At 26.9% G+C, this 12,735-nt stretch carries 12 protein-coding genes, 1 pseudogene and 1 riboswitch; of the genes and pseudogenes, 11 read left to right on the top strand and 2 right to left on the bottom strand.

What is annotated here, in order from left to right; translation table 11 throughout:
* Window position 1: 1 nt before the first annotated feature.
* Complete coding sequence (locus ACLGL0_RS05045) at window positions 2-997, bottom strand: methionine ABC transporter ATP-binding protein (protein ID WP_411013872.1); 996 nt, start codon at window positions 995-997, stop codon at window positions 2-4.
* Window positions 998-1,078: 81 nt separating this feature from the next.
* Window positions 1,079-1,175: riboswitch (SAM riboswitch) on the bottom strand.
* A 196-nt stretch (window positions 1,176-1,371) separates the two neighbouring features.
* Between ACLGL0_RS05045 and ACLGL0_RS05040 the strand changes: the two genes are divergently transcribed.
* On the top strand, window positions 1,372-2,043 hold the full coding sequence (locus tag ACLGL0_RS05040; protein WP_411013871.1) for an HAD family hydrolase: 672 nt from the start codon (window positions 1,372-1,374) through the stop codon (window positions 2,041-2,043).
* A 24-nt stretch (window positions 2,044-2,067) separates the two neighbouring features.
* Here the strand turns inward: ACLGL0_RS05040 and ACLGL0_RS05035 are convergent, their stop codons facing one another.
* Entirely contained in the window at window positions 2,068-4,047 is a 1,980-nt protein-coding gene (locus ACLGL0_RS05035) for a S9 family peptidase (RefSeq protein ID WP_411013870.1), read from the bottom strand.
* A 317-nt stretch (window positions 4,048-4,364) separates the two neighbouring features.
* Between ACLGL0_RS05035 and ACLGL0_RS05030 the strand changes: the two are divergent.
* The 10 genes and pseudogenes from ACLGL0_RS05030 to ACLGL0_RS04985 all read left to right on the top strand — a co-directional run.
* Window positions 4,365-4,568, top strand: a pseudogene (locus tag ACLGL0_RS05030) (transposase); the annotation flags it as partial.
* Window positions 4,569-4,657: 89 nt separating this feature from the next.
* A complete protein-coding gene (locus ACLGL0_RS05025) occupies window positions 4,658-4,921 on the top strand; it encodes a SemiSWEET family transporter (RefSeq protein WP_233056536.1) in 264 nt (87 codons plus the stop codon).
* A gap of 455 nt (window positions 4,922-5,376) precedes the next feature.
* A complete protein-coding gene (locus ACLGL0_RS05020; RefSeq protein WP_411013869.1) occupies window positions 5,377-5,862 on the top strand; it encodes a GNAT family N-acetyltransferase in 486 nt (161 codons plus the stop codon).
* Window positions 5,863-5,872: 10 nt separating this feature from the next.
* Complete coding sequence (locus ACLGL0_RS05015) at window positions 5,873-6,589, top strand: carbon-nitrogen hydrolase family protein (protein WP_411013868.1); 717 nt, start codon at window positions 5,873-5,875, stop codon at window positions 6,587-6,589.
* Window positions 6,590-6,799: 210 nt separating this feature from the next.
* Window positions 6,800-7,657 (top strand): DUF2232 domain-containing protein, encoded by an 858-nt coding sequence (locus tag ACLGL0_RS05010; RefSeq protein WP_411013867.1) that lies wholly within the window; start codon window positions 6,800-6,802, stop codon window positions 7,655-7,657.
* Window positions 7,642-9,639 (top strand): DHH family phosphoesterase, encoded by a 1,998-nt coding sequence (locus ACLGL0_RS05005; protein WP_411013866.1) that lies wholly within the window; start codon window positions 7,642-7,644, stop codon window positions 9,637-9,639. The genes ACLGL0_RS05010 and ACLGL0_RS05005 overlap by 16 nt, the downstream gene beginning before the upstream one ends.
* On the top strand, window positions 9,620-10,066 hold the full coding sequence (gene rplI, locus ACLGL0_RS05000) for a 50S ribosomal protein L9 (RefSeq protein ID WP_314557803.1): 447 nt from the start codon (window positions 9,620-9,622) through the stop codon (window positions 10,064-10,066). The genes ACLGL0_RS05005 and rplI overlap by 20 nt, the downstream gene beginning before the upstream one ends.
* 3 nt (window positions 10,067-10,069) lie before the next feature.
* Window positions 10,070-11,392, top strand: a complete 1,323-nt coding sequence (gene dnaB, locus ACLGL0_RS04995) for a replicative DNA helicase (RefSeq protein ID WP_411013865.1) — start codon at window positions 10,070-10,072, stop codon at window positions 11,390-11,392.
* The gene (locus ACLGL0_RS04990; RefSeq protein ID WP_411013864.1) at window positions 11,385-11,996 is read left to right on the top strand and encodes a GNAT family N-acetyltransferase; all 612 of its coding nucleotides are present in this window, start codon (window positions 11,385-11,387) and stop codon (window positions 11,994-11,996) included. The genes dnaB and ACLGL0_RS04990 overlap by 8 nt, the downstream gene beginning before the upstream one ends.
* Entirely contained in the window at window positions 11,980-12,735 is a 756-nt protein-coding gene (locus ACLGL0_RS04985) for a DnaD domain-containing protein (RefSeq protein WP_411013863.1), read from the top strand. Before ACLGL0_RS04990 ends, ACLGL0_RS04985 begins: the two co-directional genes overlap by 17 nt.

The raw sequence follows: 12,735 nt of genomic DNA, 5'->3' as shown, positions 1-12,735 counted from the left end.
TTTAATTTACCTCCTCAACTAATATTTTTCTCTCTTCAAGGAAGCTTTTAACTTCTTCAACTTTGTCTTTTTCAAAAACTTCTACAATCAAATGACCAACTTTTCCTTCTTTTATCTTATCGATGTTTCCACTTATTATATTTATATCAATGTTTTTCTGTCTAATAAGTTCGGAAATGATAGGACTTGTTGTAGTGTCTTTGGTAAAACCAAGTCTTAGAATAGAACCAGGATAATCTTGTTCTGGGTAATCTACATAATCTTCAAATTGTGGTAGAGTTTCGATAAATTTCTTTGTTGTTGCAGTTTTTGGTGAAGTGAAAAGTTCTAAAACTGAATTTTGTTCAATTATTTTTCCGTCTTCTATAACTGCTGCTCTATCACAAACTGATTTAACAACTTCCATTTGGTGAGTTATTAAAACAATTGTAAGATTAAATTCATCTCTGATTCTTAAAAGTAATTCCAAAATAGATTTTGTACTTTGAGGGTCTAGTGCTGAAGTGGCTTCATCACAAAGTAAAATTTTTGGTTGGACTGCTAAAGCTCTAGCTATTGCTACTCTTTGTTTTTGTCCTCCGGAAAGATTTGCAGGATATTCATGGATTTTATCACTTAAGTTAACATACTCTAAAAGAGTTTTAACTCTTTTATCGATATCTTTTTTCTTCCATTTGTTTATTTTCAATGGATAAGCGATATTATCATAAACACTTTTTTGATAAAAAAGGTTAAAAGATTGAAATATCATTGCCATGTTTTTTCTTGCCTCTTTCAGCTCTTTTTTATTCATTGTAACAATATCTTTACCGTCTATAAAAATATTACCTTCGGTGGGAGATTCTAGTCGGTTAATACATCTAATTAAAGATGATTTACCAGCACCACTCATACCGATAATACCAAAAATTTCTCCTTTTTTGACTTCTAAACTAATATTATTAACAGCTTTTAATCCATTGTCATAAACTTTGACTAAATTTTCAATTTTTATCATACAAACCTCCTTCTTCAATATTTTCGGAATCTAATACATTTTTAGGTATAAAAAAAATCTCTGATAAGAGATTCTGAAAATTTCTTATCTTCCGAATAATTCGCTGGAATTAGCACCTTATTATAAAACAGGTTGCTGGGCTTCACAGGGCCAGTCCCTCCGCCTCTCTGGATAAGTGTTATTTAATATTGTTGCTAAATTATAGCATAACAAAAATTTAATGTCAACACTTTTTTTAAAAAATTGTTAAAAAATTTTTCAAGATTAAAAAATAGTTATTTATTAGTCAATTTATTACCCAATAATTGAGAAGTTAATAAAAATATGCTAAAATAAATATAAGAATTTTTAAATTTTTTTAAAGGAGGGAAACTATGAAGTGTATAATGTTCGATATGGATGGCACATTGATTGATTCCATTGGGGGATGGTTTGGAAGTTGTTCATATTTTCTTAAAGATATGAATTTAGAAGAAACTGATGAATTAAAAGAGATTTTCAAAGGAAAAAAACTTTATGCAAGAGGAATTGCTATAAAAGAATATTACAATCTTGATTTAACAGCAGATGAAATTTATGCAAAGAATTTAAAATATGTAAAAGAAGGTTATGATGATATCTATGAACCAAAAGAAAATGTAATTGAAGCATTAGATTATTTAAAAGAAAAGGGATATAAGATTTCTTTAAATACTGCTACAAATATTGGACTTTGTAGAAATTGTCTTGAAAGAACAGGACTTATAAAGTATTTTGACTATATTCAAACTTGTGACGATTGTGGATATTTAAAAGATGATGTAAGATATTATGATTGGGCCATTAAAAAGCATAATGAAGAAGTTGATGACATTATTTTCTTTGATGATACACAAGCTCCTTTAAAGACTGCAAAGAAAAGGGGAATTAAAACAGTTTTAGTTTATGATCCTTTAACAAATGAAGAATATTTTGATACAACAACAGAATTTGACTATAAAATGAAGACAATTTCTGTTGAGAATTTGAAAAAAATTGGACTTAAAAAAAGAGGAGATTCAAAATAGAATCTCCTCTTTTTAATTTATAAATTATTTTAAATAATTTTCAAACCAATCAAATATTTCTTTTAATCTTCTTATTCTATGCATTGGCTTACCACTTCTAGATAATTCATGATTTTCACCTTTGAACATAACAAGTCTTGCTGGTACGTCATGATATTTTAATGCAGAGAACATTTGAATTCCTTCAGGAACCCAACATCTATAATCTTCATCAGAATGTATGAAAAGTGTTGGTGTTTTAGCTTTATTCGCATATTTTAATGGAGAATGATACCACATTTTATCATAATTATTCCATGGAGTTGTAGAAATTTGATCATCAATGAAATAATATCCGATATCTGTAAGTAAGAATTCTGTAGTCATATTCGCTATTGAACGTTGAGAACAAGCAGCTTTAAATCTATTTGTATGTCCAATTGCCCAGTTAGTCATGAAACCACCGTAACTTCCACCCATAATTGCAAGACTTTCTTCGTCAAGTGCAGGGTATTTTTTAATAACAGCATCTGTAAATTTCATTAAGTCGTCAAAATCTATTTCACCATATTTTCCACGAATATCAGCGAATTCTTTTCCTCTACCATCTGATCCTCTTGGGTTAGTAAAGAATACAAAATATCCATTATTTGCTAGAAATTGCATTTCGTGATGGAATACTTTTCCAAAAACAGTTTTAGGACCTCCATGCACATGAAGAACACCTGGATATTTTTTATCTGGGTCATAGTCTGTAGGTTTCATAACATATCCGATAAAACCAATTCCATCATTAGTAAAATTAATTTCTTCAACTTCTGAAAGAGTATAATCTGATGTATCGTTATGGAATGAAATTCTATTTTCTGATTCTATACTTATTTCATATATATCTTGTAAATTAGAATCTTTTAAAGCTACTGCATAAATTTTTCCGTCTTTTGAAACGTCAAAACATTCAATAGATCCAGATTTTTCATTTAATCTTTCAAGATTTCCATCTTTATCAATCTTATAAAGATATGCACTATTTACTTCTGTATTTGTAAAGTACATAAAACCATTTTTAACAAGAATACTCTTTCCACCAGTTAATCTAATATCAGTTCCAACGGAATTATGCATACACATATCAAAATTATCATTTACTATCTTTTCAAAGGACTTACTTTCGATATTTATAATATAGATATTTAAATTTTCATTTAATCCATATTCTTTCATATCTGTTGCTATAGTTATAATATTTCTTGAGTCAATGAAGTTTACATATTCAAAAGAATAGTCTTTTGCTAAAACTTCAACAGCCTTAGTTTTAATATCTAAAATTCTAACTTCAGTTACAAGTGGCATTTTTCCAACATAAGAGTTTGCAATAAAAACTGCTTTTGTTTTATCTTCATTTAATTGAAGACAATAATTATCAGTAATATCATCACTTAATGGAATAAATTCAGAAGTTTTTTTGTTGAAAAGATAAAGTCTGCTTCTGTTTTCGTTTGTAAAACCTACATTATTTCCCCAGAAAGGAATTTCAGTAGCAACTAGATAATCCTTAGAATCATCATATAATTTTTCTTTGTTTTCATCTTTTTTAGCTTCTTTTTCTATTTTTTCTAATTCCTTTGTCCTGTTGAAATTAGCTAAAACTAAAAATTCATCTTCATTAATTTGTTTTATTGCATTTACTAAAGCAGGAATAGTAAAGTCTAAAACAGCTTCGCCACCGAAAGAAGAAATTTTATAAAATTTAGTTACTTCTGAATCTTCTTTTTTGTCTTCTCTATCACTGGCAAAAAGAATAGAACCGTCTAAAAGCTCGATAAAAGAACTTTCCTTAGCGCCATTAGTAAAAACAATTGTATTTTTAGTTTCTAAATCCATTTTATAAATTCTGTGTTCATAAGAATTCTTTTCTAAATTCATATTAGAAACAGTATAGAATAGATTTTTTTCATCTTTACTTAAATGTAAATTACCTAAAAATTTAAAGTTTTTAAATTCATCAATTTTTATACTTTTCATATTGCCTCCTTGAACTAAATTCACAAAGATTTATATTAATTAAATTATTCTAATGTATAATCTTTGTAATTTGATTATACTACAAAAACAAAAAAATTACAAAAAATAAATTTTGGTAAACTCTAGTTATAGGATATAATATTTATATTAAATGAAACTTAAAAAATAGAGAAATTTATGGAAATTAGAAAATTAATATATAAAGATGCTAAAGAATTTTATGATTGTTAATTAGGTTCTTTGCCAAATGTTGGAGTGAGTTGATTTTCAACCCACTCTTTTTATGATTTTTTATAGTTTTATATTACTAATATAATTGGCACAGCATTTATTCGACAAATCTTATTGTGTCTCTTAACAAAGAAATCAAACGTCAAACGAAAAAGAAGGTTCTTTTTCGTAACGAGGAGGCTTTGGAACATTACTTAGTTACTTTATTTGAAGATTATAATTTCAATTAAAGTCAACGAATCCATAAAGGATTTGACCAATGTTCTGACACACTTGAAAGCTTATTTGATCAACACTCCGTAACTCTACTTGAGTGTTTACACATAATTATTGACAGTATCTTTTCCTTTTGATATAATAAAGCATTAGGAGGTATTATATGTCTAAACAAAAAATTAATCAATTTGTCGGATCTATTGGAGCTTTTATTGGAATCCTTGTCTTTGTTGCATATATTCCACAAATTATCGCTAACTTACAAGGAGAAAAAGCTCAACCATTCCAACCACTATTCGCAGCAGTTTCTTGTTTAATTTGGGTAACCTATGGTTGGACAAAAGAACCTAAAAAAGACTGGATTCTCATAATTCCTAATGCAGCGGGAGTGATATTAGGCGGTTTAACTTTTATTACTTCTTTATAAAAATTATATAAACAAAACCAGCAACTTCATAAAAATGCTGGTTTTTTCTGCTATTTGCAAGCATTATATTGTTGGTTCTTTGACAAATGTTGAGTGGGTTGATTTTCAACTCACTCTTTTTATTATTCAATAGAAAGTAAAATGAACAAAAATTTCTTTTAAAATATTTGACTAAAAATAATAGTATATAATATCATTTTAAATGATATTAAAAATTGATATATCAAAAAATATATTGGAGGATTATATGAAGAAAAAATTTCAGCAGTTGTTTTAAGTCTTTCTATGTGTTTAATTCCTATCAGTCAGATGCGAGTTTTAAATGCGAAAAATGTATAATCTTTGCAATTTGATTACACTACAAAAGCAAAAAATTACAAAAAATAAATTTTGGTAAACTCTAATTTTATGATAAAATATTTATATTAAATGAAATTTTAAAAATGGAGGAATTTATGGTAATTAGAAAATTAATATATACAGATGCTAGGAAATTTTATGATTGTCTAAAAATTATTGATAGCGAAACTAATTTTATGATGTTTGAACCTGACGAAAGAGTTTGGAACGAGGAAAGAATATCAAAAAATTTAAAAGATGAAAACAATCTAGTTTTGGGCGTGATTGATGATGAAAAAATAGTAGGATTTTTAACTGCTCAAAGAGGAGTTTTTAGAAGAATCAGACATACTGCTTATATAGTAATTGGAATTCAAAAAAATTTTTGTAATAGAAAGCTAGGAACAAAATTATTTCAAATGCTAGATGATTGGGCATTACAAAATAAAATTGTAAGATTAGAATTAACTGTAGTATGTGAAAATAAAGGCGCTATAAGACTTTATGAAAAAAGTGGATTTTCTATTGAGGGAAAAAAGAAAAAAACAATGTATGTGGATGGGAAATATGTTGATGAATATATGATGTCAAAAATATTTTAATGGAGATATTATGAAAATAGGACTAGTTTCTTACGAATTTAAAAACGGGAAAATTGAATTTAATATTGAACAAATTGAAAAGGCAATTATTTCTTCTAAAGAAAAAGCTGATTTACTTTTGTTTGGAGAAACATTTTTACAAGGCTTCGACTCTCTTTCTTGGAATTATGAAATAGATAAAGATATTGCAATTACACAGGATTCTGTAGTAACGGAAAAATTAAAAAATCTTAGTAAAAAATATAAAATTGATCTAGGTATTGGTTATATTGAAAGAGAAAAAGAAAAGATATTTTCTTCTTTTGTAGTGATTGAAAAGGGGAAAATAATTCATAATTATAGAAGAATTACTAAAAATTGGAAAGAATATTCAATTACAGATGAACATTATTGTGAAGGAGATATTTCAGATACATTTATTTACAAAAATAGAGAATTTAAAATTGCTCTATGTGGAGATATGTGGATTTGCCCTGAAAAGTTTGAAATAAATGGAATTTTGCTTTGGCCTGTTTATTGTAATTTTACAAAGGATGAATGGGAAAATACTGAACAATATGATTATGCAAGTCAATCTAAATTAGCATCGGAAAATGTGCTTTTAGTAAATTCAGTAACAAAAGACGAGCCAATAAGCGTTGGTGGAGCGTATTATTTTAAAAATGGAAAAATTGAAAAAAGTTTAGAATTAAACAAAGAAGATATTTTATTTGTTGAAATTTTTTAAATTTTAAAACAGCAATTCAAATTGATTTGCTGTTTTTCTTTGTCAAAATTAAATTTACAACTCATTTATTTATAACTTCAAATATGGTATAATATTAGTAACTTTATGCATTTGTAAAAAGGTTATATTGTTTATTAAAAACAGTATTGTTTGTAAGATAATTAATGAATAGAAATTCATTTAAAGATATAGTAGAAATAGAGGTTTGTTATGGAAGATAGAAAATTTGTAATATATTATTTTTTAAGTATGGTAATTGTAATATTTCCTATTATAAATTTATTAAGTTTTGTACCAATGGTAATTTTGTATAAAAAATCAAATTTCAGAATATACCTTCTATCAGTTGGAATGTATTCGATTTTTGCTTTAATGATTTTAGGAAGTTTTACCGCATTCATTCCCGTAATTATTTCTTTTATTATGATTAAAGGACTTGATAATGGTGTAGATGGATATAAAATTATGCTTGGAAGTGCGGTTGCTATGGCAATGCTTCTGGTAAGTGATTTTATACTTTTAGAATTAAATGCTAATTCATACGAAGCTTTTGTAAAATATTTGGGAGAATTTTTAGAAAATTTTAAATCCTATAAAGAAGTTTTAAGTATAGGTAGTGTAGAATCTTTTATTGAAGCAATGAAGAAAATTTACCCTGCAGTTTCATTTGGAATGTCATATGTTTTTTGTGCATTAGGGTATTCGTTTTTATCAAAAAGGATTTACAAGTTAAATAGAGATTCAGACGATTATGTTATAGCATATAGTTCTAAATATCTATCATTTATTACGATTATTTCAATAGTGATTTTTATTGCAAGCATCTTTGATTTTGAAGAAAAATATCAAGTTTTTTTGATTATATATAATATAATGATGATGATTGTTGAAATTATGGTAATTCAAGGCTTTATAAAATTTAATACATTTTTGAAGTCTAGAATTAGTACTTTTTTGTCAAATCTAATTACTTTTATTTCAATATTTTTTACTTTCTTATATTTATTATATTTTATATACGGTATTGTGTGTACTATTAGGAGAGGTGTGAAATGGGAAAGAAAATAATTAAATTTTCAGATTTTTATATTGTATTTTTGTTTATGACTTTAATCTCGGCATTTGTACTTTATTTTCAATTTGTTTTTGGTTTAATATCTTTTTTACTAACTTTTATTACCTTAGTTTTAGTTTTATACTATGTAAAGGCAAAAAATGTAGAATACGAAGAAGATGTAAAGAAGTATAGAGATTCACTTGATAATATAGCGAGTGAAGTGGTGTATAAAATGCCATTTCCTGTTGCTGTTCTTAATAATAAAGGCAGAGTAAAATGGTATAGTCCAGAATTTTCTGAACTTTTTTCAGGAGATGATATTATTGGAATTGATATTAATTCAGAAATTTCAAATTTCGATATTTCAGAAGCCTTAAAATCAGGTTCTGGAAAAGTTAATTGGGTAACTAATAAATTTAATTTTGTAGTTTATTATAATGTTGTAAAAGATAAAGATAATGGCGATGTTAACACTGTTATCTATTTGATAGACAATTTAGAGTTTTCAAAACTTCAAGAAAAATATGAAGATGATGCTCTAAATACTATGTTAGTTTATATAGACAATTATGAAGACGTTCGTAGCAGTATAGAGGATGATTTTAAAACAATACTACTTGCAGAAATGGATAAAATTATTATAAGCTATTTTGTAAACTATGGTGCGCTTATTAGAAAATATGATACTGGTAAGTATATTGTAATAACGTCAAATTCAATTTTAAAAAAGATTAAAGTTGATAAATTTAGAATTATTGAAAAATTGAAAAAAATAGAGATATCTAGAAATATAGTGCCAACTTTGAGTATTGGTGTTGGTCTTAGTGGAAATAATCCTTTTGAAAAATATAAAGAAGCTCAAACTGCTCTTGATATGGCATTAGGACGTGGTGGAGCTCAAATTGTATTTAAAAACGGAGAAGATTTAGAATTTTTTGGTGGAAAGAACAGTAAAGGTGTTGAAAGAAATAAAGTTAAAGCCAGAGTTATTTCTCAAGCCCTTGAAACTATAATTAGAGAGGCTTCAGAAGTTTTTGTAATGGGACATAAAAATCCAGATATGGACTGTTTTGGTGCTGGTCTTGGAGTTATGGCAATCTGTAAAGAGTTACAAAAAGATTGTTATATGGTTTTAGAAGATGTTCCAGTTACAATAAAAAATATATATGATAGGATAAGAGTTGGAGAACCTGAGTATATAAATAGGATGATTTCTCCTGAAAAAGCTTATGATATTTGTAAGGATACAAGTGTTGTAATTCTAGTTGATAATTCTAGAAAACTTTCAACAGAAGCTCCATATCTATTAGATGTTACTTCAAAAATTGTAGTAATAGATCATCATAGAATAGGTAAAGATTTTGTTGAAAATGCAATGCTTACTTATCTTGAACCATATGCGTCATCAGCTTGTGAGCTTGTAACAGAAATAATATACTATATGTTTGAAAAAGCTAATTTGGATAAATTGATAGCAGAGGCATTAATTGCAGGAATTACAGTTGATACAAAGAATTTCTACTATCAAACAGGAGCAAGAACATTTGAAATGGCGTCATTCTTGAAACGTTTTGGAGCTGATAGTATTGCTGTTAAACATCTTTTCAAGGATAATTTCAATACAATTAAGTTAAAATCAAATGTATTATCTAATGCAATTTCATATAGAAATTTTATAGGTATAGGAGTTTTTCCAGAAGAAATTGATGAATCCATGTTAATTGCTGCACAAGCTGCAGATGATTTACTTGGAGTTTTAGATATAGAATGTAGTTTTGTTTTGACAATTGTTTCAGGACAAATCCATATTAGTGGAAGAAGTTTAGGTAAAATCTCAGTACAATTAATACTAGAAAAAATTGGTGGAGGTGGACATTACACTTCTGCAGGTGCAAGACTTAATTGTACAATGGATGAAGCAATTGAAAAATTGAAAAAAGCAATTGATGACTATTTATTGGAGGAAAATATAGATGAAAGTAATTTTAATTAAAGATGTAAAGAACTTTGGAAAAGCGGGAGAACTTGTTAATGCTAAGACAGGATATGCAAGAAACTTCTTAATTCCAAATGGTTTAGCTAAAGAAGCTACTAAGGAAAATCTTGAAATTTGGGAACAAGAACAAGCAGAATTAAAGAGAATTGAAGCTGAAAATATAAAAAATGCAAAAGAATTAAAAGATGTTTTAGAAAAGTTAGAAGTTGTTATTAAAACTAAAACTGGAAATGGAGATAAACTATTCGGTTCAATAACTTCTCAAGATATTAGTGATGCTTTGAAAAAACAACATAATATTGAAATTGATAAAAGAAAAATAGAATTAAAGGAAAATATAAAATCACTTTGTACTTTGACAGTGCCAGTAAGAGTTTATCCAGAAATTGTAGCAACTGTTAAGGTTTCTATTGAAAAGGAGTAATTTATGCATGATATTTACGACTTAGAAGCTGAAAAATGCGTCTTGTCGATAATGATTACAGATCAAACTAAAAGAGAATTTGTTTTTGAAAAATTAAAGAGAAAAGATTTCTTTTTAGGTTGGCATAAAGATATATTTAGTGCAATCTTGGAATTATCAAGAGAAAATAATAGTGTAGATCCTTTAACAGTAGTAAATAAAATGGAACAAATGGGCTTTGATACAGAATCAAATAATGGTATTGGAGGAGTTGTTGAAATTGTTAATACAGTAGCTTTTTCATCAAATATTGAAAGCTATTGTAAAATAGTTAAGGATAAGTCAGATACTAGAAATTTACTTTTTATAATTGATAATATTAAGAATAGAGCATATAAAAATGAGGACTATGGAGATGTTTTAAAATCTATTGAAGAACAAATTTTTGATTTATCTCAAAATGAAAATAGATCTGGACTGACTCATGTTAAAGATACACTTGAAGAACTTATAAATATACTTGATGAAAGAAGTAAAAACAAAGGTTCATTAACAGGTATTCCTACAGGTTTTAGAGACTTAGATAGGATATTACTTGGGATGCAAAGAAAAGATTTGATTTTACTTGCAGCAAGACCGTCTGTAGGAAAAACTGCTTTAGCTGTAAATATTGCTTTAAATGCAGCAAGAAATGATCATAGAGTTGCTATTTTCTCTTTGGAAATGAGTAAAGCTCAATTAGCACAAAGAATGTTAAGTTCTCTTTCGCTTATAAATTTAAAAAATTTGATAAGTGGAGATATAGATGAATGGGAAGATATTTTTCAAGCGAGTTCTATTATAGCTGAAAAATCTATTTATATTGATGATACAGCAGGAATTTCTATAACTGAGCTTAGAAGTAAATGTAGAAGACTTAAAGCTGAAGGTGGTCTTGACTTTATAATGATAGACTACTTGCAACTTATGACTTCTGAAGGAAGAAATGAAAATAGACAACAAGAAATTTCAACTATTTCAAGAAATTTAAAGGCTCTAGCAAAAGAGTTGGATGTTCCTATTTTAGCGTTAAGTCAGTTATCTCGTGATAGTGAAAAGAGTGGTAGAAAGCCAAAACTAAGTGACCTTAGAGAATCAGGAGCTATCGAACAAGATGCTGACGTTGTAATATTGCTTTATAGAGAAGATTATCAAAATGAAGAAGCTGAAGTAAAAAATCAAATTGAATTGATTATTGCAAAGCATAGAAATGGTGAAACAGGAAGTGTTGAACTAAACTTTATCAAAGAGTGTACAAGATTTATCGACCTTGAAACTAATATGGATAAGGAGCTTTTCAATGGATAATTTTTTAATTGAAGATGATGATATTAAAATTAAAAAATTTGAAAAAAATGATTTAAAAAACTTTAAGAATTTTTCTGCATATGATGATATTTTGCTCACAGATTATAATCTTTGTTTTTTGAAAGAGTCTGAAATAAAGAAATGGGAAAAGAAAATTAAGTCAAAAAAGAATTATTATTTTGCAGTATTTTTAAATGAAATTATGATTGGATATATTGGAATTAGTAGGATTAGTTTTTTAAATAGCAATTATGAATTGTCTTTGTCTTTAGATGAAAAATACTGTTCTAAAGGATACGGGTTTAAATCACTTAGACTATTTTTAGAATACTATTTTGAAAATTTTGATAAATATTCTATTTGGCTTAATGTAAATGCTTTTAATCAAAGAGCAATAAAATTATATGAAAAAATTGGATTTGAGAAAATAAGTGAGTTTCTAGGAGATTTTGAAGTTCAAAGAATGCAAAAATTAAAAAGATATAAAGAAACTAAGGAATATTTTGAAGAAAAAAATAATATAATTTATTCCAAAATTTTCACGATGAAATTAGATAGATTAAGATTTTTAGAAAGGTGGGATAGGAGTGGAAATAAGTTTTAAAAAGTCAATAATTCAGCCCGGAGTAACTCCTATTGAGAATATGTTTTTAGATAATTACTTGCCAATCGTAGATGAGATTTCTTTAAAAGTTTATTTATTTTTATATAAAAGACTTTTTGGCTCATATAAGAGCGAATTGACAATGGAATGTATAGCAAAGGAACTTAGATTTTCCGAAGTTCAAGTTATTAATGCGCTTAAATACTGGAAAAACAACGAACTTTTAGATTTTTCTTTAGATGAAAATGGAAAAGTTGAAAGAATTGAATTTGTTAATAATTTTGCTCTTTATGCAGGTGGAATCTATGATAACAATGTAGAAGTAAAAGAAAAAGAAAAACCGTTGATAGATAATAAGGAATATTATAATAAAATAGAACAGATAACAGGTTTAACTTTAAAACCTCATGAAATATCAGAAATTATGGCACATATAGAGGAAACTGGTCATGGTATGGACTTAGTTTACAAGGCTTATGAATATGCAAATAGTACTGGAAAAAGTATGTCTGCAAAATATGTTATAGGAATTTTAAGAGCTTGGAAGAGAGATAATAATATTTCAACGGTTGAAGATTTACAAAATTATTTTGAAAACAAAGATAAAAATAAAATAAAAAGATATAGCAAAAATACTAAAAAGTATATTGAAAAAGAACATATCTTAACAGATGACGAAAAAATAGAAAAACTTAAAAATAACAATTCGGCAACATCAGAATTACTTGATAGGTATTAA

Source organism: Parvimonas pharyngis, assembly GCF_046569675.1.
Lineage (GTDB): Bacteria > Bacillota > Clostridia > Tissierellales > Peptoniphilaceae > Parvimonas.
This window is presented reverse-complemented; position numbering and strand designations above follow the sequence as displayed.